Genomic DNA, 21352 nt, shown 5'->3' with positions numbered 1-21352 from the left:
ACAAATCATTAGAGGAGTCCACACATGAAGCCAGTATTTCGTCTGACCCCGGTCATTGCAGCGCTGGGCGTCGCAGCCGGTCTGGCGTTTGCCTCGGGAGCGCAAGCGCAAACCATCAAGATCGGCGTCGTCGGCCCCACCACCGGCGCGGTCACGCAGTATGGCGATATGGTCCGTGAAGGGGTCGATACCGCAGTCGAGCGCATCAACGCCGCCGGCGGCATCAACGGCAAGAAGCTGGAAACCGTCGTGATCGACGACGGCTGCGAACCCAAGCAAGGCCCGGTCGCCGCCAACCGCGTGGTCAACAGCAAGATCGGTTTCGTCGTGGGCCACGTCTGCTCGGGCGCCACCATCGCCGCCGCCGACGTCTACAACAATGAAGGCGTGGTCATGGTCACGCCGTCCGCCACGTCGCCGGCCCTGACCGACGGCAAGAACTACGAGTTCATCTTCCGCACCATCGGCCGCGACGACCAGCAAGGTCCTGCCGCCGCCAAGTTCATCCTGGACAAGATCAAGCCCAAGAAGGTCGCCGTGCTGCATGACAAGCAGTCCTACGGCCAGGGCATCGCCACCGCGGTCAAGAACGACCTGGAGAAGGGCGGCGTGGCCGTCGCCGTGTTCGAAGGCATCAACGCCGGCGACAGCGACTACTCGGCCGTCATCACCAAGCTGAAGAGCCAGGGCGTGGACTTCGTCTATTACGGCGGCTACCACCCTGAAATGGGCCTGCTGCTGCGCCAGGCGGCCGAACAGGGCGTGAAGGCCAAGTGGATGGGCCCGGAAGGCACGGGCAACCCCGACATCAACGCCATCGCCGGCGACGCCGTCGAAGGCATGCTGTTGACGCTGCCGGCCGACTTCACCCAGAACGCCGCCAACGCCGACATCGTCAAGGCCTTCGAAGCCAAGAAGCGCAACGCCAGCGGCGCCTTCCAGATGACCGCCTACACGGCCACCCAGGTCATCGCGGACGGCATCAAGGGCGCTGGCAGCGACGACCCGACCAAGGTCGCCAAGTACCTGCACGCCAATTCCTTCGATACGCCGATCGGCAAGGTGTCCTGGAACAAGCAGGGTGACCTGACGAACTTCCAGTTCGACGTGTTCACCTGGCACAAGGACGGTTCCAAGACCGTCTACAAGTAAGTCCAGGCGCGGGCCGCCGGCCCGCGAGACCGGCGGACCTCCTGGCGGTTCCGCAGGAAACCGGGCCGGAAGCGACAGTCTTCCGGCCCGGTTTTTTTGTTCTTCCGACGGCCCGGGAACCGGCTCGGCGCGTTCCGGTCGAACGCGCGCCCGCCGCATTTGCGTAGAATGCGGCGCCATCGACCTCACTTTTTCTGTCTGGACACCATGACCAAGGCCTTGTTAGTCGAAGACGATCCGAAACTATCGCGCCTGATCGCGCAGTTCCTGGAGCAGCACGGTTTCCATGTTGCCCAGGCCTACCGCGGCGATCACGCGGTGGAGGCATTCCGCAGGCATGACCCGGCCATTACCATTCTGGACCTGATGCTGCCCGGCCGTGACGGCCTGCAGGTCTGCCGTGATCTGCGCGCGTTTTCATCAGCCCCCATCCTCATGCTGACGGCCCGCGAGGACGACCTGGACCAGATCCTGGGCCTGGAGTCGGGCGCGGACGACTACGTCATCAAGCCCGTGGAGCCGCGCGTGCTGCTGGCGCGGGTACGGGCGCTGCTGCGTCGGCACAGCCAGCTGGACGAGCCGCCGGAGCGCCTGGAGTTCGGTCCGCTGGTCATAGACCGGCGTACGCGCGCCGTGGTGCATGCCGGTTCCGAAGTGGACCTGACCACAATGGAGTTCGAGATGCTCTGGGCGCTGGCCAGCCAGGCCGGCCAGGTGCTGACCCGCGACGACTTGCTCAATGCGGTGCGCGGCATCGAATTCAACGGACTGGACCGCAGCGTCGACGTCTGCGTCAGCAAGCTGCGGCGCAAGCTGGATGACGACCCGCGCGATCCGGCGCGCATCAAGACCGTGTGGGGCAAGGGCTATCTGTTCTCGCCCAAGGCGCACGAGGGCGGTGATGCTTAAGTTTGTCCTGCGGCTGTTCGTGGTGCTGGCGGTGGGCTTCGTCATTTCCAACGAAGTCGTGGACCGATCCGCCAACTACTTCTTCGAACCCGTCAGCGACGCCTACGCGCGCGAAGCGGTGCGGGGCCAGATCCACAGCCTGGTGCAGGAACTGAGCCGCGTGCCGCCATCCGAGCGCGAGGCGCACGTGCGCGACGCGCTGGCGCCGTACTACGGCCTGGCGCTCAAGGTGGTCGACGCCGAAAGCTACGGCGCCACCAAGGACGAGCGCGCCATGGTGGAGTCCGGCAGCTTCTTCGTGCGCGACAAGCAGCAGACCTTTGTGGCGGCGATTCCCGGTCCGGGCAGGCAATGGCTGGAGGTCAAGCTGCCGCCCGAGCCGGACATCGGCCCCTGGCTGATGGCCGCGGTGTATTCCGCCCTGGGCCTGTTGCTGTGCGCCTTCATGCTGGTGTGGGCGCTGCCCATCTGGCGCGACCTGGAGGCCCTGAAGACCGCCGCCCTGCGCATGGGCCAGGGCGACCTGCAAGCCCGGGCGCGCCTGTCGCGCCATTCCAGCATCCGCAACCTGGGCGACACCTTCAACCAGATGTCAGACCGCATCAGCGCGCTGGTGGGCAACCAGCGCGACCTGACCAATGCCGTGTCGCACGAGCTGCGCACGCCGATCGCGCGCCTGTCGTTCGAACTGGACATGATGGACCGCGAGGACGACCCGGCCGCACGCAAGCGCCTGGTCGAGGAAATGAAGAGCGACGTGGCCGAACTGGACGCCATGGCCTCGGAATTGCTGATGTACGCGCGCCTGGAACACAAGGGCGACGGCGTGGCGCTGCAGCCGCAGGACGCGCGCGGCTGGCTGGATTCGGTGGTGCAGCATGCCGGCTTCGAGGCCGGCGTGTCGGGCGTGCGCTGCGAAGTGGCACTGTGCCAGGTGCCCGAGGTGCACTTGCACCAGCGCTACATGACGCGCGCCTTGCTCAACCTGCTGCAGAACGCCATCCGGCATGCCGGCCGGCAGGTCCAGGTCAGCTTGATCAGTCCGGGCGCGCGCGAGTACGTGCTGATCGTGGACGACGACGGCCCCGGCATCCCGCCTGCCGACCGCGAACGGATCTTCGAACCTTTCATCCGCCTGGACGAAAGCCGCGACCGCGGGACGGGCGGGGTGGGGTTGGGCCTGGCCATCGTGAGCCGGGTGGCTCGCTGGCACAACGGGACCGTGCAGGCAAGCGACAGCCCCTTGGGCGGCGCGCGTTTCGTGGTTGCCTGGAAGACCGCCTGAAGCCTGGCGGGGTGCGGCGCGGCACAACGTAAACAAACTTCACAATCCGCCGCCGCAATCTTCACAAACTCCATACAAAGCGGGAAAGATCGCGGGCAGGCGCCTGGATAGCATGACGGCAGTTCTCTTCAGAGGTCTTGCCGCAAGCCATGTTTTCCCTCAGCCGCCTGGTTGCCGTAGGTATGTTGCTGGTCGCCGCGGGCGGTTGCCAGGGCGTTCCTCCCGACGCGCCGTCGCCGATCGCCCAGGGCGACTACAAGGCGGTGGTGGGTTACCTGGCCCAGCGCATCCCCTATGACATGGACGCTTCCGACGTGCCGGGCCTGTCGATCGCAATCGTCGACGACCAGCGCGTGGTGTGGAGCACGGGCTTCGGCTACGCGGACCCGCTGCGCCACCGCAGCGCCACCAGCGACACGCTGTACCGCGTAGGGACCATCACCAAAATCGTCACGGCCGCGGGCGTGCTGCGCGCCGCCGATGACGGGCGTCTGGCGCTGGACCAGCCGGCCTCGCAGGCGCTACCCGATTGGGACATCCAGCCGCGCCGCGGCGCCATGCAATGGCTGGGCACGCATCCCTTCACCGCCCGCAATCTGCTGGCCGTGCACCCAGGATCGTTGGAAGACACCATGGGACGCGCGCGCGCTGACATGGCCTACGCCCTGCTGGGGGACATGGTTGCGCATGTGGCGAGCGAACCGTTCGACACCTACGTGCGCCGCACCATCCTGCAGCCGCTGAACATGCCGCGCGCCGGGTTCCATCCCGATCCGCGCATGCTCGAACTGCGCGCCTCGGGCTACCGTCGCGGCGCGCCCTGGACCGAAGCGCCTCAGCCCAACGAAGCGGCCGACGGCCTTTGGCTCAGCACTTCGGAGATGGCGCGCTTCTCCAGCATGCTTTTTGCCGACGGTCTTTACCAAGGCCGACGCGTGCTGAATGCCGACTCGGCCCGCGCCGTGCTCGACATGGAAACGGTGGAAGGCGGGTTGGCGCTGGAATGCCGCCTGGCCTTGTCCTGGCTCGCTGCGCCCTGTGGCGACGATATCGCCGGCACGCCATTGCGCCTGCATAGCGGCGCCACTGAAGCCTTCCATTCGCGTCTGGTGCTGGCGCCGCGCGACAAGCTGGCGGTGCTGGTCATGAGCAATTCCGACACCAGCGAGTCCTTGGTGGCCTCGGTGTCGACGATGGCGATGGCGCTGATGCGCCAGGCCAAGCAGGGCGCAATCACCCAATAGATGGGGCCGTTCCCGGCTCCACGGTTTTACCCCCCTCAACCTCGTTTCTTGGAAGCTGTTATGAAGCGAAAAATCCGTTCCACCCTGCTTACGCGCGGCGCCGGCGCTGCTTGCCTGCTGGCTTTAGTCCCGGGACTGTCCCTGGCCGATGACGCTGCGAACAGTTCCGTCTACGGCCAGCGCGGGGCCAGCTCGCGCGGGTTGACGGTGGCGACGGGGGAGGGGCCGGCCGACGAATGGCTGTTCTACGGCACGCTGGGCGCGGGCTACGCGCCGCGCTACAGCGGCAGCGACGAGTATTCCGCCGTGCCGATCATCGGCCTGGGCGTGCGCAGCCCCGGTGGCTTCTTCCTCAGCACCGACCACGGCCTGGGCTGGGAAACCCAGGCCCTGGACAGCACGTTCCGCTTTTATCTTGCGCCCAGCGCTTCGCGCAAGGACCACAAGAAGGGGTTCCAGGGCTCGGACAAGCTGCGCGGCATGGGCGACATCGAAAGCCGCGCGCAGATCGGTATGGACGCTGAAACGACGATAGGCCCAGTGACCCTGTCGGCAACGGTGGCGCATGCATTCAAGAAGGGCGACAACCGCGACGTAGGCAGCGCTTACACCATGTTCAACCTGGGAGCCAGCACCACCGTGTACGAGGGTAGCGCCGGGGCGATTTCGCTGGCGCTGTCCGGCACTTTCGGCGACGGCAATTACATGCGCACCTGGTATGGCGTCAGCGGCAACCAGTCGGCAAAGTCCGGCTATCGCAAGTACACGCCCAAGGGCGGTCTGGAAAGCGTGGGTCTGGGCGCGACCTGGGCCGTGCCGCTCTCCAAGTCCTGGTCGTGGACCACGTCGGCGGAAGCGCGGCGCCTGTACGGCGACGCGGCGGACAGTCCCATCGTGCGGGATCGCGCGCAGTACACCATCGGCACCATGATGACGTACACGTATTGATCGGGGGGAAGCCCGTTCCCGGCCGGGAGCGGGTGAGACGGAAGCGGGCGGGCGCAGCCGCCGCTTCCGTCCAGCGATGGCTTTACAGGCCTTGCACGCGGCGGCCGCTGTCGGCCTCGAACCAGTGCAGCGGATGGCGGCCGTCCGGGCCCAGGCTGACGCGGTCGCCGACCTTGGCCGACGACTCGGACAGCTGGCGCGTGGTGCAACGCACGACCAGCATGTTCTTGCCGCAGCGGCTGTGGACCAGCTGTTCGGAACCCAGCGTTTCGACCATTTCGACTTCGGCCGGCACGCCCTGGGTGTTCAGCAGCATGTGCTCGGGACGCATGCCCATGATGATCTTGCGGCCGCGCACTTGCGAGGGCACCTGCAGCGGCGAGATGTCCAGCGCGATGCCGTCCAGCGTCTGCACCGTGCCGTCGCCCGCGACGTTGACTTCCATCAGGTTCATCGGCGGCGAACCGATGAAGCCGGCGACGAAGGTCGAGGCGGGCTTTTCGAACACTTCCATCGGCGTGCCGATCTGCTCGGGCACGCCCTGGTACATGACGATCATGCGGTGGGCCAGCGTCATGGCCTCGACCTGGTCGTGGGTCACGTACAGGCTGGTGGTGCCCAGGCGGCGATGCAGCTTCATGATTTCCAGGCGCATCGCCACGCGCAGCTTGGCGTCCAGGTTCGACAGCGGTTCGTCGAACAGGAACACCTTGGGTTCGCGCACGATGGCGCGGCCCATGGCCACGCGCTGGCGCTGGCCGCCGGACAGGGCGCGCGGGCGGCGGTCCAGCAGGTGACCGAGTTCCAGGATCTGCGCGGCCGCGTCCACGCGCTTCTTGATCTCGTCCTTGGAGAACTTGCGGATCTTCAAGCCGTAGGCCATGTTCTCGAACACGGTCATGTGCGGGTAGAGCGCGTAGTTCTGGAACACCATCGCGATGTCGCGCTCGGCGGGTTCCAGGTTGTTTACGACCTTGTCGTCGATGACGATTTCGCCGCCGGTGACGGTTTCCAGGCCGGCGACCATGCGCATCAGCGTGGATTTGCCGCAGCCCGAGGGGCCGACGATGACGATGAATTCACCGTCCTTGACGTCCATGTCGATGCCATGGATGACCGGCACATTGCCGGCATAGGTTTTCTTGACGTTGCGAAAGCTGAGAGTAGCCATGAGTTATTCGTGTTCGGAGTCGTGTTCGGGTGGGCGAGGGCGGGTGACCGTCACTTTTCAGTGTCGACCAGACCCTTGACGAACCATTTCTGCATCAGGATGACGACCAGCGCGGGCGGGATCATCGCAAGCATGGCGGTGGCCATGGTGATGTTCCATTCGGTCACGCTGTCGCCGCCGCTGATCATCCGCTTGATGCCGATGACGACGGGGTACATGTCTTCCTGCGTGGTCACGAGCAGCGGCCACAGGTATTGGTTCCAGCCGTAGATGAACTGGATCACGAACAGCGCGGCGATGCTGGTCTTGGACAAGGGCAGCAGCACGTCGCGGAAGAAGCGCACCGGACCCGCGCCGTCGATGCGCGCGGCCTCGATCAGCTCGTCCGGCACCGTCAGGAAGAACTGGCGGAACAGGAAGGTGGCGGTTGCCGAGGCGATCAGCGGCAAGGTCAACCCGGCGTAGCTGTTGAGCAGGCCGAGGTCGGCCACCACCTTGTAGGTGGGCGCGATACGGACTTCGACCGGCAACATCAGGGTGACGAAGATCATCCAGAAGAAGAACATGCGGCCGGGGAAGCGGAAATACACCACCGCGAAAGCCGACAGCAGCGAGATGGCGATCTTGCCGATGGAAATCGCCAGCGCCATGATCAGGCTGACGTACATCATGCGGCCCACGGGCGCGCCCGACGAACCGCCGGACGAGCCGCCGAACAGCGCCTGCATGTAGTTGTCGACGAAATGCTTGCCGGGGATGAGGGACATCGGCGCGGACGCCACTTCCTGCGCGGTCTGGGTGGACGCGACGAAAGTGACGTAGAGCGGAAATGCCACCATCGCCACGCCGCAGAGCAGAATGACGTGGGCCAGAATATCCAGCCAGGGACGGCGTTCAACCATTGTTTATAGCCTCGGACAAAATCAATACTGCACTTTGCGGTCGACGTAGCGGAACTGCACGACCGTCAAGGCAATCACAATGAACATCAGCACCACCGACTGCGCCGCGGACGAACCGAGGTCCAGGCCGCGGAAGCCGTCGCTGTACACCTTGTAGACCAGGATGGAGGTCGACGTGCCCGGACCGCCCTGCGTGGTCGTGTCCACCACGGCAAAGGTGTCGAAGAAGGCGTAGATGATGTTGACCACCAGCAGGAAGAACGTGGTGGGCGAGAGCAACGGGAACACGATGCTCCAGAAGCGGCGCGACGGGCTTGCGCCGTCGATCGCGGCGGCTTCGATGAGCGAGCGCGGAATCGATTGCAGGCCGGCCAGGAAGAACAGGAAGTTGTACGACACCTGCTTCCACACGGCGGCGATCAGCACCAGGGTCATGGCCTGGTTGCCGTCCAGGCGCGGGTTCCAGTCGACGCCGGCATGGCGCAGGGCCACGGCCAGGATGCCGACGGAAGGCGAAAACAGGAACAGCCACAGCACGCCGACCACGGCGGGCGCCACGGCGTAGGGCCAGATCAGCAGCGTCTTGTAGAGGCCGGCGCCGCGGATGACGCGATCTGCCATGACGGCCAGCAGCAAGGACACGCCCAAACCGACCACTGCCACGAGGATCGAGAATACGGCGGTGACGCGGAAGGAATCCAGGTAGGCCTGTTGCGAAAACAGGTCCATGAAGTTGTCCAGTCCGACGAACTCGGAGGACAGTCCGAATGCATCTTCCAGCCGCAGCGATTGCCACATGGCCTGGCCGGCCGGCAGGAAGAAGAAGACCACGGTAATGATGATCTGCGGCAGGAGCAGCAGATAGGGCAAGGTCTTGTGCCCGAATACAACGCGTTTTTCCATAGGGGGAACCCAAGGTACAGAAAAGCGGCGGTTGGAGTAACCGCCGCCTGAAACCGCCTTCGTAAAATACGAGAGGCTTAAAGCCCTAAAAACCGCAGGGCCTTAAGCCTTGTACTGCCTGGCGCAAAACAGCCCAAGTCCTTGTCACGGCATGGAAAATACCGATTGACAGGACCGGGCCGGTATCGCGGAAGGGCGTTACTTTACACTCTTCTCGAACTTTTCCAGAAGCTCGTTGCCGCGCTTGACGATGTTGTCGGCGCCGTCCTTGGCGCTGACCTTGCCCGAAACGACGCGTTCGATTTCGGCGTCTTCGATTTCACGGATCTGCGGCAGGAAGCCCAGGCGCAGGCCGCGCGATTGCGCGGTGGTTTCGACGTTCAGCTGCTTGACGCCGACTTCGGTGCCCGGGTTCTTGTCGTAGAAGCCGTCCTTCTTGGTCAGCTCGTAGGCAGCCTTGGTGACGGGCACGTAGCCGGTCTGCTGGTGCCAGCGGGCGGCGATTTCCGGGCTGGCCAGGAACTTGAAGAACGCGGTCACGCCCTTGTAGGTTTCCGGCTTCTTGTTGGCGAAGACCCACAGCGAAGCGCCGCCGATGATGGTGTTCTGCGGCGCGCCTTGCACGTCGGCGTAGTAGGGCAGGGTCGAGGTGCCGAATTCGAACTTGGCGTTCTTGGCGATGTTGGCGCGCAGGCCGGACGAACCGGTGATCATGGCGCACTTGCCGCTGATGAACAGCGAGTTCGGCTCGTCGCCGCGGCCGCCGTACATGAAGATGCCTTCCTTGCCCAGCTTGGCCAGGTTTTCCAGGTGGCGCACGTGCAGCGGGGTGTTGATGGCGATGCGGGCGTCCAGGCCGCCGAAACCGTTGTCCTTGGTGGCGTACGGCACGTTATGCCAGGCCGAGAACGTTTCCAGCTGGACCCACGACGGCCAGGAGGTGGTGTAGCCGCATTCCTGACCTGCGGCCTTCAGCTTCTGGCCGGCGGCGGCCAGCTCTTCCCAGGTCTTGGGCGGCTTGTCGGCGTCCAGGCCGGCCTTCTTGAAGGCGTCCTTGTTGTAGTAGAACACCACGGTCGAGCTGTTGAAGGGCATCGACACCAGCTTGCCGTCGGCCGACGAGTAATAGCCGGCCACGGCGCCGATGAATTCCTTCGGATCGATCGGGTTGCCGACTTCTTCCGACATCTGCTGCACCGGCTTGATGGCGCCCTTGGCGTACATCATGGTGGCGGTGCCGACTTCGAACACCTGGAGGATGTCCGGGGCGTTGCCGGCGCGGAACGCGGCGATGCCGGCGTTCATGGATTCACCGTAGTTGCCCTTGTAGACTGCCTTGACTTGGTAGTCGGGGTTCTTTTTGTTGAATTCGTCGACCAGGCCGTTCACGCGATCGCCCAGCGCGCCTTCCATCGAGTGCCAGAATTGGATCTCGGTGGCGGCATGCGCGGAGGCGCCTGCAAAAGCCGTCATGATGGCGGCAAAGGTTAAGGCAATACGGTGGGATCGCATAGAGAGGTTCCTCCAGTTGGGCGTGACGCGACCGGGTTGTCCGGGCGCAGAAAACACGACACCTTATGAATTGTTTGTGACAAAACCGTGACTTTCACATCACTCCAAACGCCTGTCAAATTGCGCGTTTTAGGCGCGAACGAACATTTTTCTTTTTTTTCCCAACGAGAACTCCCGTTTACAATCGGCTCCTATGAAAAACGAACTTTCGATTGCGTTCATCGGCGGCGGCAATATGGCCGCTGCCCTGGCCTCGGGCCTGGCCGGCAAAGTATGCGCCGCCGGCAACATACATGTCATTGACATAAACCAGGATTCGCATGCCGCCTGGCAGGCCCGCGGCATGACCACCGCGACGGCTCCGGGCGAGGCCCTGGCGCGGTGCCGCGTCTGGGTGTTCGCTGTCAAGCCACAGAACATGAAGGACGTTGTGGCTTCCACGCGTCAATGGTTGCGCGAAGACACTTTGGTGGTAAGCGTGGCGGCCGGTATCCGCGCCGATACGCTGGCGGCCTGGCTCGGTACGCCCGAGGCGCCGTTCAAGCGCCTGGTGCGCTGCATGCCGAACACGCCGGCCCTGGTGGGCGCCGGCATTACCGGCCTGGCGGCGCTGGACGGGGTGGACGCTGCCGACCGCGACCTGGCGGCGCGATTGCTGTCCAGCGTGGGTGAAGTGGTGTGGGTCGCCGATGACGCCGCGCTTGATGGCGTGACGGCCTTGTCGGGCAGCGGCCCGGCTTATGTATTCCTGTTCCTGGAAGCGCTGGTGGCGGGCGGCCAGAAGGTCGGCCTGACGGCAGAACAGGCCAAGCAACTGGCATTGGGCACGCTGGCCGGGGCGACGCGCCTTGCCGCCGAGTCCTCTGAACCGCTGGCCACCCTGCGTGAACGTGTCACCTCCAAGGGCGGCACCACGGCGGCGGCGCTCAATGCGTTCGGCGCGGCCGGGTTTGCCGCCATCGTCGAAGACGCCATGGCGGCCGCCGCCCGACGCTCGCGCGAGCTGGCGGAGGAGTTCGGCAAATGACAGCCACGGACGGGGGCACAGGCTCCCGGCGCTTTGCGCTCATGAGCCGGCCGCAGTTCGCCATTGCCGTGCTGTGCATGCTGGTGGTGGTGGTCGGCTCGAACATCCTGGTGCAGGTGCCGCTGAACGATTGGTTGACCTGGGGCGGGTTGTCCTATCCGGTCGCCTTCCTGGTCACGGACGTGCTGAACCGCCGGTTCGGCCCGGCGGCCGCGCGCAGGGTGGTCTGGTTCGGCTTTGCCGCCGCCCTGGTGGTGTCGGTATGGGTGGCCTCGCCGCGCATCGCGCTGGCTTCGGGTCTGGCCTATATCTGCGCGCAACTGGTGGACATTCAGGTGTTCGACCGATTGCGCGACCAGCGCTGGTGGCGCGCGCCCCTGGTGTCGGGCGTGCTCGGCGCCATCCTGGATACGGCCGTGTTCTTCAGCGTTGCATTCGCGGCCACCGGCGCGCCCTGGATGACATGGATGATGGGCGACCTGGCGATCAAGCTCGCGGTCAATATCAGCATGCTGGCGCCGTTCCGCGCGCTGATGTGGAATCTGGCCAAGCCGGCCAGTGCCTGACCAGGCGGCGGGGCGCCTGCGGTTTTCGGGCCGCCCCGCGCTTGAATTCAATGAATAACTGCGCACGTTAATTATTATTCGTAAGTCCTGCGTAAGCACTGTATTTAAATGCGTCTTTAAACGGCGTATTAATCGCCCGCGATATATATCTCGATGCACAATTTCGCGTGGCGCGCCAGATGATAAATACGATTTTCTTGCGGATTCTCCAACGATTTCAGAGGTTTGCCCCGGCTATCCGTCACGATTAAAGGCGCGCGCCTAAATATTGGGGATTACACGCAGTGACAGTATGACGGCTTGCTTTCAGAATACCGGCCACACCGTGTTTTTGCCCAAGAAGCCGGCGACGGGCGACGAGGATTAACGGATTACCCAACCGATAAACCGCGTCGGACAGAGCCGCTCAAAACCTCGCTGGAGAACTCCGCATGAAGTTTCTGAATCGCCTTACCCCGGTAGCCATGGCGCTTGGGGCACTTGCCTTGGCTGGCGCCGCGCACGCCGCCGACACGATCAAGATCGGCATTCCCCAGCCCATGACCGGCCCCAATACGCAATACGGCGACCAGATCCAGGCCGGCGCATTGACCGCGATCGAGACCATCAACGCCAAGGGCGGCGTCAAGGGCAAGAAGCTCGAACCCATCCTCATCGACGACGGCTGCGAACCCAAGCAGGCCGTGCCGGCCGCCAACCGCGTGGTCAATTCCGGCGCCAAGTTCGCCGTGGCCCATGCGTGCTCGGGCGTGACCGTGGCCGCCGTGAAGGTCTACGAGGAAGAGGGCATCGTCGGCATCACCCCGGGCGCGACCTCGCCGCTGGTCACCGACACGATCAAGCCGCATTTCTTCTTCCGCACCATCGGCCGCGACGACCAGCAAGGCCCGTACGCCGCCAACTACATCGCCAAGACCCTGAAGCCCAAGAAGGTCGCCGTGCTGCATGACAAGCAGACCTACGGTTCGGGCGTGGCCACCCAGGTCCGCGATTCGCTGGGCAAGGAAGGCGTGAACGTCGCCATGTTCGAAGGCATCAACGTTGGCGACAGCGACTACTCGGCCATCATCACCAAGCTCAAGTCGGCTGGCGTGGATCTGGTCTATTTCGGCGGCTACCACCCCGAACTGGGTCTGTTGCTGCGCCAGTCGCGTGAACAGGGCCTGAAGGTCCAGTTCATGGGTCCGGAAGGCACCGCCAACCAGGATCTGGTGGCGATCGCCGGCCCGGCCATCGACGGCCTGCTGGTCACGCTGCCGGCCGACTTCACCAAGCTGCCCGGCAACGAGAGCATCGTGAAGGCCTTCAAGGACGCCAAGCGCGATCCGGACGGCGCCTTCCAGATGCCGGCGTACGCCGCCGTGCAGATCCTGGCCGACAGCATCAACGCGGTGGGCGAAGACCCCGCCAAGGTGGCTGACTACATGCACAAGACCAAGTTCTCCACCGGCATCGGCCCGGTCGAGTACGACGCCAAGGGCGACCTGAAGAACTTCGAGTTCGCCGTCTACAAATGGGATAAGGACGGCAAGAAGACCCAGCTGTAAACTCGCGATCCCGCCGGCGTCGCCGGCGTGTAGGGCCTGTCGTCCTCGTTCTGCCGTAATCCGCGTAGCGAAGCGCCAAAAGCGCTGTGCGGCCGGCGGGCGCAGATGCCAGGCCCTTATAAAATACGCCCAGGTTTCCGGCTCCGGGTCTCTCCACCGGGGCCGGAACCATTTGGAGCAAGAGAAATAATGTCTGACCTCATACCCCAACTTACCCAGCAATTCTTCAACGGATTGTCTCTGGGCGCGATCTATGCGTTGATTGCCATCGGCTACACAATGGTCTACGGCATCATCGGTATGATCAACTTCGCTCACGGCGAAATCTACATGATCGGCGCCTATGTCGGCCTGGTCACCCTGACGGCCATCGGCACCAATAGCGGCTTGCCGATACCGTTCATCATCGCGGCCATGCTGGTCGTGGCCATCGTGGTCACGGGCATCTACGGTTTCAGCGTCGAGCGCGTCGCCTACCGGCCCGTGCGCGGCAGCCCCCGTCTGGTGGCTCTGATCTCGGCCATCGGCATGTCGATCTTCCTGCAGAACTGGGTGGCCCTGGGCCAGGGCGCGCGCGACATGGCCGTGCCATCGCTGGTGTCCGGCGCCGTGCAGTTCCACATGGGCTCCGACTTCGACGTCACCGTGCCGTATTCGCGCATCATGATCATCGTGGTCACTGTGGTGCTGATGATCGGGCTGACGCTGTTCATCAAGTATTCCCGCATGGGCCGCGCCTCGCGCGCCTGCTCGCAGGACATGCACATGGCGAACCTGCTGGGCATCGACACCAACCGCGTGATCTCGTTCACCTTCGTGATGGGCGCGATCCTGGCAGCGGTGGGCGGCGTGCTGATCGCCATCACCATCGGCAAGCTCAACCCCTTCATCGGCTTTCTTGCCGGCATCAAGGCCTTTACCGCGGCGGTGCTGGGCGGCATCGGCAGCATCCCCGGCGCCATGCTGGGCGGCGTGCTGCTCGGGCTGGCCGAGACCTTCGCGGCTGCCTACATCTCCTCACAGTACAAGGACATCGTGGCGTTCTCGCTGCTGATCCTGATCCTGCTGTTCCGTCCCACCGGGCTGTTGGGCAAACCTGAGGTGGAAAAAGTCTGATGTCGAACAACAATCTGAAAAACGCCACGATGGCGGCCGTGCTGACGGCTGTCATCGTCACCCCCGTCTTCGGCCTGCAGCTGATCCGGCAGGGCGCCCGCACCACGATGGAATCGAACTGGTCGCTGGTGGCGATTGCCGCCGCCATCGTGTTCGTGTTCCAGTTGCTGCGCCCCTGGATCGCCAAGCCGTTCCAGAAGCTGAAGACGGGCCTGCCGACCTTGCCGGCCGCGCCGGCCAAGAGCCACAAGCCGCTCGCCATTCTGCTGTTGGCCATCGCGGTCATCTGGCCGTTCTTCGCCGGGCGCAGCTCGGTGGACATCGCCACGCTGGTGCTGATCTACGTGATGCTGGGCCTGGGCCTGAACATCGTGGTGGGTTTTGCCGGCCTGCTGGACCTGGGCTTTGTGGGCTTTTACGCCGTCGGCGCCTATACCTACGCCTTGCTGTACCACTGGGGCGGCTGGAGCTTCTGGGAAGCGCTGCCGTTCTCGGGCGCCATGGCCGCGCTGTTCGGTTTCATCCTGGGCTTTCCGGTATTGCGGTTGCGCGGCGACTACCTCGCCATCGTGACGCTGGGCTTTGGTGAAATGATCCGCCTCTTGCTGATCAACCTGAACACGCTGACCGGCGGTCCGGACGGCATCTCGGGCATTCCCAAGCCGACGGTGTTCGGCCTGGAAATGACGCGTCGCGCCAGCACCGAAGGCGGCACCACTTTCCATGAATTCATGGGCTGGAATTTCCAGAACCAGGACATGGTGGTGTACCTGTACCTCATGGCGCTGCTGCTGGCGCTGGTGACGCTGTTCGTCTCCACCCGGCTGATCCGCATGCCGGTTGGACGCGCATGGGAAGCGCTGCGCGAGGACGAGATCGCCTGCCGTTCGCTGGGGCTGAATCCCACGCGGATCAAGCTGTCGGCGTTCACGCTGGGCGCCATGTTCGCCGGTTTTGGCGGCGCGTTCTTCGCGGCGCGCCAGGGCATGGTGAATCCGGAGTCCTTCACCTTCATCGAATCGGCGCTGATCCTGGCCATCGTGGTGCTGGGCGGCATGGGCTCGCAGGTGGGCGTGATCCTGGCGGCCGTGCTGCTGACGGTGCTGCCGGAAGTGGCGCGCGAATTCGCCGAATACCGGATGCTGATGTTCGGCCTGGTGATGGTATTGATGATGATGTGGCGTCCGCAGGGGTTGTTGCCCATGAAGCGTCCCCATGTGGAGTTGGCTAAATGAGCGAGGCATTGCTGAAAGTATCCGGGCTCACCATGCGGTTCGGCGGCCTGTTGGCCGTGGACAGCGTGGCGTTCGAAGTCAAATCCGACGAGGTGTTCGCCATCATCGGCCCCAACGGGGCAGGCAAGACCACGGTGTTCAACTGCGTGGGCGGCTTCTATGCGCCGACGGCGGGCGACATCACCATGGACGGCAAGGCCATCACCGGTCTGCCCAGCCACAAGGTGGCGCGCCATGGGCTGGTGCGCACGTTCCAGAACGTGCGCCTGTTCAAGCAGCTGACCGTGCTGGAGAACCTGCTGGTGGCGCAGCACACCCAGGTGGAGTCGCGGCTTTTGCCGGGCCTGCTCAAGCTCAAGTCCTATCGCCAGTCCGAGACCGACGCGCTGGCGCGCGCCGCGCAATGGCTGGATTTCATGGGCTTGCGCGAGTTCGCCAACCGCGAGGCGGGCAACCTGGCCTACGGCCACCAGCGCCGCCTGGAGATCGCGCGCTGCATGATCACCAAGCCGCGTCTGCTGATGCTGGACGAACCGGCTGCGGGCCTGAACCCTCAGGAAAAGCGCGATCTGCAGTCGCTGATCGACCAGTTGCGGCGCGAATTCGGCGTCGCGGTGCTGCTGATCGAGCACGACATGAGCCTGATCATGGGCATTTCCGACCGCATCCTGGTCATGGAGCACGGCAAGCCCATCACTACCGGCACCCCCGAGCAGGTGCGCAACGACGAGCGCGTCATCAAGGCGTACCTGGGGGAAGAGTAATGCTTAAGCTGGATAACATTCATACCTACTACGGCGCCATCCAGGCGTTGAACGGGGTGTCGGTGGAGGTCAACAAGGGCGAGATCGTCACGCTGATCGGCGCCAACGGCGCGGGCAAGACGACGCTGCTGATGACCGTCTGCGGCAACCCGCGGGCACGCGAAGGCACGATCACGTTCGAGGGCGAGGACATCACCCACAAGGACACGCACCACATCATGCGCAATGGCATCGCCATTTCGCCGGAAGGGCGGCGGGTCTTCAAGGACCTGACCGTTGCCGAGAACCTGATGATGGGCGGCTTCTTCGCCAAGCGCGATGAGATCCAGGCGGGCATCGACCACGTGTACGGGCTGTTTCCGCGCTTGAAAGAACGCGCCAGCCAACGCGCGGGCCTGATGTCGGGCGGCGAGCAGCAGATGCTGGCCATCGGCCGCGCGCTGATGACGCGTCCGCGCCTGTTGCTGCTGGACGAACCGACGCTGGGCCTGGCCCCGCTGGTGATCGCCCAGATTTTCGACATCATCCGCGAGATCCGCGAACAGGGCGTGACGGTGTTCCTGGTCGAACAGAACGCCAACAAGGCGCTGGGCGTGGCCGACCGCGGCTATGTGCTGGAAAACGGACGCGTGGTGTTGCAGGACACTGGCGCCAACCTGCTGGTCAACGACCAGGTGCGCAAGGCGTATCTGGGAGGTTGATTGCTGTTCCCCGCGAAGGGAAATTGGGGCGCATTGGAAAATGCGCCTTTTTTTTCGCCTGTTTGGCGCGGGGAAGGGGCCGCGGGCTCAGGCCGCCAGCAGCTGTTCGGCCTGGTAATGCGCGATTGCGGCTCGCGCCAGCGCGTCGATGGAGTCGGTCAGCGTCACGCCCAGGCTGGGGCGCAGCGCGTGCGGCACTGCGAGGGGCAGTTCGGTGCAGCCCAGCACCACGGCGTCCGCGCCGCGCGCCTTGAGGCGGGCGATGCATTCGGCGGCTGGCGCGTAGGCGTCTTCCAGGCGATTGGCCTTGACCGCGCGGATCGAGCCCATGCAATAGCGTTCGACTTCGTCGTCGTCGGGCACGATGCACTCGTAGCCTTGCGCTTCCAGATGCTGCTGATAGAGGCCCAGCTTCAGCGTGGCGGCGGTGCCCATCAGGCCGATGCGGCCGGTGGGCAAGCCCAGACGCCGCAGGTCGTCGATGACGGCCTGGATGATGTGCAGCACGGGCAGGTCGGTGGACGCAGCGATCTGGTCGTACCAGAGGTGGGCCGTGTTGCACGGGATGGCGATGAGCTGCGCGCCGGCGTTCTGCAGAAAGCGCACGCCTTCCTGCATGTAGGGCAGAGGATTTTCGCCGCCCGCCATGTAGGCGCTGGACCGGTCGGGAATGCGGGGGTCGTTGCGCAGCAGCGTAGGGATGTGCTGCTGGTCGATCGCGGCGGGCGTCAATGCCGCCAGGCGCAGGGCAAAGGCGGCGCCCGCCATGGGGCCCATGCCGCCCAATACACCCAGGTAACAACCCTGGGAATAGCTGTTCACGTTATTTACTCCGAGCTAATGCCGTCCCGGGCGTCAAGACCTGGCCCGGGCGTTCGGCGCTGGTCCGTTCCCCGTCCCAGACCTGCCTGCCGTTGACCCAAACCGCTTGGATGCCCTGGCTTGCCTGAATGGGAGCTGAAAAAGTGGCCACATCTGTCACGGTGGCGGGATCGAACAGCACCAGATCAGCATGATACCCCTCCCGCAACAGGCCGCGCTCGGCGATGCCGTATTGGTCCGCGGCGAGGCCGGTCATTTTGTGGATGGCGGTTTCCAGCGTCAGCAGGCGCTGTTCACGCACCATGGCGCGCAGCACGTTGGTGAAGGTGCCCCATTGGCGGGGGTGCGGATGCGGATCGAAGGGCAGGCCGTCCGAGCCCACCATGGTCAGTGGATGCGAGAAGATGCGGCCGACATCGGCCGGATCCATCAGGAAATAGATGGCGCCGGCGGGCGCGAGCCGTGCGATGGCGGCTTCGTCGTCCAGGCCCAGTTCGGCCATGACTTCGCTGAAGTCTCGGCCGGTGGCTTCGGGGTAGCCCTTGGACCAGGTGATCATGGTGCGGCTGGCCAGGCGCGCGCGGTCCAGCCGCAACATGGTGGAGGTGGCGGGGTAGGGATGGCAATCCAGGCACACCGCCTGGGTGGCGGCGGCGCGGTTGATCAGGTCCAGGGTTTCGCGGCTGCGGCCGTGGTTGCGCTCGCCGGCCAGCTTGTGGTGCGAGAACACCACGCGGCAGTCGAGTTCGCGGCCGATCAGCAGCGCTTCTTCCATGGCCGCAACGATGTGGTCGGCCTCGTCGCGCAGATGCGTGGCGTAGACGCCGGGACGGCCGCGCAACGGCGCGCAGACCTCGATGATCTCGTCGGTGGGCGCCGCGCTGGCCGGCGGATAGAAGGTGCCGGTGGAAACGCCGAAGGCTCCCGCGTCCAGTGCCTCTTGCAGCAGCGCGCACATGGCGGCGCGTTCGTCCGCGTCGGCGGCGCGCGAGGTGTCGTCCATGACCGCCACGCGCAGCGTGGTGTGGCCGACCAGCGGCGCCACGTTGACGGCGGCGGGCGTGGCGCGCAGTGCGTCCATCCAGGCGCGGAAGGTGCTGAAACGGAACAGTTCGGCCGGACCCAGCAGGTCCAGCGGCTGCGGGATGGCAGTGCCATCCAACGGGGCCAGGCTGATGCCGCAATTGCCGGTGACCACGGTGGTGATGCCCTGCGAGACCTTGGGCAGCATGTCCGGGTGCGCCAGCAGGTAGCCGTCGTCGTGGGTATGGGAGTCGATGAAGCCGGGCGCCAGTGTCAGGCCGCTGGCGTCGATGACGGGCACGCCGGCCGGGCGGGCGAATTCGCCCACCGCGGCGATGCGGCCGTCATGCACGGCCAGGTCGCCCTGGCGGGCAGGGCCGCCGGTGCCGTCGACGAGCGTGGCGCCCGCCACGATGAAGTCTGCTTGCAGCATGCGCGCGCTCATCAGTCGAGTTTCTCGATGCCGGCGCCGTCGATGATCTGTTGCCATTTGGCGGTTTCGCGGTCGATCAGCTGCTTGAAGTCGGCGGGCGAGCCGCTGGCCGGTTCGGCGCCCAGCGTGGCCAGGCCGGTGCGGACTTCAGGCGCCTGCAGCGCCTTCTGGATGGCGGCGTTCAGCGTGGCGACCACTTCCGGCGGAGTGCCCTTGGGCGCGACCACGCCGCCCCAGGCCACGGTTTCGTAGCCCTTCAGGCCGGCTTCGTCCAGCGTGGGCACGTCGGGCATCAGCGCCAGGCGTTTCAGGCTGCTTACGCCGATGGCGCGGACCTTGCCGCTCTTGACCAGCGGGGTCGCTTCCGAGGTGTTGACGAACAGGTAGTCCAGGCGGCCGCCCAGCAGGTCCTGGATGGCGGCGGGACCGCCGTTGTAGGGAATGAACATGACGTTGATCTTGGCCATGCTCTTGAAGAGTTCGCCGCCCATGTGGCCGGTCGTGCCCACGCCCGAGGCGCCATAGGACAGGCGGCCGGGTTCCTTGCGGGCGCGGTCGATCAGGTCCTGCACGCTCTTGACGGGGGAGTCGGCCGGCACGATAAGCGCGTTGTACAGGTCGAACAGATGGGCTACGGGCGTCAGGTCCGCGTCCACGTCGTAGGGCAGGTGCTTGAACAGCGAACGGTTCACGGCCAGCGTGTTGATGTTGCCGTAGCCGACCGTGTAGCCGTCGGGCGCGGCGCGCTTGACCAGGGCGATGCCGATGTTGCCGGCGGCGCCGGGGCGGTTCTCGACCACCACCGTGGCGCGGGTGTCGCGCGCCAGCTGGGTCGTGATCAGGCGCGACAGCACGTCGGGCGAACCGCCGGCGGCCGACGGCACCACGAAGGTGATGGGCTTGTCGGGATACGCGCCGGCGGTGGCGGCGGCCGACATGGCGGCGCCGAGCGCCAACGCGGAAAGGCCGCGGAAGAGTTTGCTACGCATGGTGGATTCCCCTTGGTTTTGTGGTGTTGAGGCGGGCAGGTTACACCCCGCGTCTCTGCGCGCCCTCATCGAAAAATGTCGAAAACCTATAATCGGGCGTTATCGGTTTGGCGCTGATTTGCCAGGGGAAAAAATGGATGAGCATGCCTATGCGGACGAGGTCGGACCCACTGCCGGACGGCCTTTGAACCTGCGCCAGATCGAGGTGTTCCGCGCCATCATGATGGCCGGATCGATCAGCGGCGCGGGCCGCATGCTGCACGTATCGCAACCCGCGGTCAGCCGCGTGCTGGCGCTGACCGAGAGCCGGTTGGGCTACAAGCTGTTCGAGCGCGTGAAGAGCCGGCTCTCGCCGACGGCCGAGGCGCGGCGGCTGTACGCGGAAGTGGAGCAGGTCTATGGCGGCATCCAGCGCGTGAACGACCTGGCTGCCAGCCTGGGCCAGTCGGGCGCGGGCATGCTGAAGATCGTCGCCAGCGCCAGTTTCGGGCAGCGCCTCATTCCGATGGCGCTGGATCGCTTCCGCGGCCGCAATGCGGACGCGCGCGTCGATTACCGCAGCGTGACCTTCGATGAGCTGGCTGCGTATTTTCTATCGGGCCAGGCGGACATAGGCGTCTCCATGCAGCCGCCCGATCATCCCAATCTGCGGTCCGTGCGCCTGGCGCGGGTGCCCATCGTCTGCGCGCTGCCTGCCGGGCATCCGCTGGCGGCGCGCGAGGTGGTGCGGCCGGAGGATTTCTCCACCGCGGCCTGGATCGGCTATCCGCGCGATACGCCGCTGGCGCGCGCGCTCAAGCCCTTCTTCGGCGAAGGGCCCGCTTGCGCGGCGGCGGTGGAGGTGCATTCGCCCGTAACCGCCTGTTCTTTCGTGCAGCAGGGATTGGGGCCGGCGCTGGTCGATGCCTGGTGCGTGACGCCGGACCAGGCCGCGCACATGGTCTTGCGCCCGATATCGCCGCCGGCCAGCGTGGATATCTGGGCCACGCATTCGAATCTGAGCGCGCCGCCCTTGCTGGCGCGGCGCTTTCTGGCGGCGGTGAAGAAAACGCTGGAAGAGGGGGAGCCGCGCGAACTGGCGCCCTGCGCTTCCAGCTGAGGGC

Annotated in this window: 20 protein-coding genes; 13 read left to right on the top strand and 7 right to left on the bottom strand. The window is 65.1% G+C overall.

All coding sequences use genetic code 11. The features are described 5' to 3' along the window. Positions 1-24 precede the first annotated feature (24 nt). The 5 genes from IB257_RS04145 to IB257_RS04125 all read left to right on the top strand — a co-directional run bounded on the left by IB257_RS04145 (position 25) and on the right by IB257_RS04125 (position 5538). Positions 25-1152 (top strand): branched-chain amino acid ABC transporter substrate-binding protein, encoded by a 1128-nt coding sequence (locus IB257_RS04145; RefSeq protein ID WP_054454141.1) that lies wholly within the window; start codon positions 25-27, stop codon positions 1150-1152. 207 nt (positions 1153-1359) lie between these two features. Beyond that, a complete protein-coding gene (locus tag IB257_RS04140) occupies positions 1360-2061 on the top strand; it encodes a response regulator (protein WP_082400978.1) in 702 nt (233 codons plus the stop codon). Continuing rightward, positions 2054-3346, top strand: a complete 1293-nt coding sequence (locus IB257_RS04135; RefSeq protein ID WP_175213442.1) for an ATP-binding protein — start codon at positions 2054-2056, stop codon at positions 3344-3346. Before IB257_RS04140 ends, IB257_RS04135 begins: the two co-directional genes overlap by 8 nt. A 149-nt stretch (positions 3347-3495) precedes the next feature. Beyond that, positions 3496-4590 (top strand): serine hydrolase, encoded by a 1095-nt coding sequence (locus tag IB257_RS04130; protein ID WP_192491907.1) that lies wholly within the window; start codon positions 3496-3498, stop codon positions 4588-4590. 60 nt (positions 4591-4650) lie between these two features. After that, positions 4651-5538: a MipA/OmpV family protein gene (locus tag IB257_RS04125; protein ID WP_175213441.1), complete on the top strand. Its 888-nt coding sequence runs from the start codon at positions 4651-4653 to the stop codon at positions 5536-5538. 82 nt (positions 5539-5620) lie between these two features. On the opposite strand, the gene IB257_RS04120 is transcribed toward IB257_RS04125, so the two are convergent. The 4 genes from IB257_RS04120 to ugpB form a co-directional block, all read right to left on the bottom strand. Next, the gene (locus IB257_RS04120; protein WP_054454148.1) at positions 5621-6709 is read right to left on the bottom strand and encodes a sn-glycerol-3-phosphate import ATP-binding protein UgpC; all 1089 of its coding nucleotides are present in this window, start codon (positions 6707-6709) and stop codon (positions 5621-5623) included. Positions 6710-6759: 50 nt separating this feature from the next. Next, entirely contained in the window at positions 6760-7611 is an 852-nt protein-coding gene (gene ugpE / locus IB257_RS04115; RefSeq protein WP_013393954.1) for a sn-glycerol-3-phosphate ABC transporter permease UgpE, read from the bottom strand. Positions 7612-7632: 21 nt separating this feature from the next. Continuing rightward, positions 7633-8514: a sn-glycerol-3-phosphate ABC transporter permease UgpA gene (gene ugpA / locus IB257_RS04110; RefSeq protein ID WP_054454150.1), complete on the bottom strand. Its 882-nt coding sequence runs from the start codon at positions 8512-8514 to the stop codon at positions 7633-7635. A 198-nt stretch (positions 8515-8712) separates the two neighbouring features. Continuing rightward, on the bottom strand, positions 8713-10026 hold the full coding sequence (gene ugpB, locus IB257_RS04105; RefSeq protein WP_054454152.1) for a sn-glycerol-3-phosphate ABC transporter substrate-binding protein UgpB: 1314 nt from the start codon (positions 10024-10026) through the stop codon (positions 8713-8715). A gap of 193 nt (positions 10027-10219) precedes the next feature. Between ugpB and proC the strand changes: the two genes are divergently transcribed. The 7 genes from proC to IB257_RS04070 all read left to right on the top strand — a co-directional run bounded on the left by proC (position 10220) and on the right by IB257_RS04070 (position 16982). Further along, positions 10220-11053 carry a pyrroline-5-carboxylate reductase gene (gene proC / locus IB257_RS04100; protein WP_054454155.1) on the top strand — a complete coding sequence of 278 codons (834 nt, stop codon included), beginning with the start codon at positions 10220-10222 and terminating at the stop codon, positions 11051-11053. Further along, a complete protein-coding gene (locus tag IB257_RS04095; RefSeq protein WP_054454157.1) occupies positions 11050-11619 on the top strand; it encodes a queuosine precursor transporter in 570 nt (189 codons plus the stop codon). Before proC ends, IB257_RS04095 begins: the two co-directional genes overlap by 4 nt. 431 nt (positions 11620-12050) lie before the next feature. Continuing rightward, positions 12051-13166 carry a high-affinity branched-chain amino acid ABC transporter substrate-binding protein gene (locus IB257_RS04090; protein WP_054454159.1) on the top strand — a complete coding sequence of 372 codons (1116 nt, stop codon included), beginning with the start codon at positions 12051-12053 and terminating at the stop codon, positions 13164-13166. 189 nt (positions 13167-13355) lie between these two features. Further along, the gene (gene livH / locus IB257_RS04085; RefSeq protein ID WP_054454161.1) at positions 13356-14282 is read left to right on the top strand and encodes a high-affinity branched-chain amino acid ABC transporter permease LivH; all 927 of its coding nucleotides are present in this window, start codon (positions 13356-13358) and stop codon (positions 14280-14282) included. Then, positions 14282-15517 carry a high-affinity branched-chain amino acid ABC transporter permease LivM gene (locus IB257_RS04080; RefSeq protein WP_054454162.1) on the top strand — a complete coding sequence of 412 codons (1236 nt, stop codon included), beginning with the start codon at positions 14282-14284 and terminating at the stop codon, positions 15515-15517. Before livH ends, IB257_RS04080 begins: the two co-directional genes overlap by 1 nt. Continuing rightward, positions 15514-16281 (top strand): high-affinity branched-chain amino acid ABC transporter ATP-binding protein LivG, encoded by a 768-nt coding sequence (gene livG / locus IB257_RS04075; protein WP_013393946.1) that lies wholly within the window; start codon positions 15514-15516, stop codon positions 16279-16281. The genes IB257_RS04080 and livG overlap by 4 nt, the downstream gene beginning before the upstream one ends. Then, complete coding sequence (locus IB257_RS04070; RefSeq protein ID WP_054454165.1) at positions 16281-16982, top strand: ABC transporter ATP-binding protein; 702 nt, start codon at positions 16281-16283, stop codon at positions 16980-16982. Before livG ends, IB257_RS04070 begins: the two co-directional genes overlap by 1 nt. Positions 16983-17069: 87 nt before the next feature. Here the strand turns inward: IB257_RS04070 and IB257_RS04065 are convergent, their stop codons facing one another. Genes IB257_RS04065 through IB257_RS04055 form a run of 3 tightly spaced genes read right to left on the bottom strand, consistent with a single transcriptional unit; the run spans position 17070 to position 20249 of the window. Further along, complete coding sequence (locus tag IB257_RS04065; protein ID WP_119451571.1) at positions 17070-17804, bottom strand: aspartate/glutamate racemase family protein; 735 nt, start codon at positions 17802-17804, stop codon at positions 17070-17072. A 1-nt stretch (position 17805) separates the two neighbouring features. Continuing rightward, entirely contained in the window at positions 17806-19272 is a 1467-nt protein-coding gene (locus tag IB257_RS04060) for an amidohydrolase family protein (RefSeq protein WP_175213440.1), read from the bottom strand. Next, positions 19272-20249, bottom strand: coding sequence for a tripartite tricarboxylate transporter substrate binding protein (locus IB257_RS04055; RefSeq protein ID WP_192491906.1), 978 nt, complete (start codon positions 20247-20249; stop codon positions 19272-19274). Before IB257_RS04055 ends, IB257_RS04060 begins: the two co-directional genes overlap by 1 nt. A 133-nt stretch (positions 20250-20382) precedes the next feature. On the opposite strand from IB257_RS04055, the gene IB257_RS04050 reads away from it, so the two are divergent. Beyond that, positions 20383-21348: a LysR family transcriptional regulator gene (locus IB257_RS04050; RefSeq protein ID WP_192491905.1), complete on the top strand. Its 966-nt coding sequence runs from the start codon at positions 20383-20385 to the stop codon at positions 21346-21348. The last annotated feature ends 4 nt before the right edge of the window (positions 21349-21352 follow it).

Origin of the sequence: Achromobacter sp. ACM03 (assembly GCF_014851665.1) — a bacterium.
Classification (GTDB): Bacteria; Pseudomonadota; Gammaproteobacteria; order Burkholderiales; family Burkholderiaceae_B; genus Achromobacter; species Achromobacter aegrifaciens.
The sequence above is the reverse complement of the archived record's forward strand: the minus strand, read 5'-3'. Positions and strand labels throughout refer to the sequence as shown.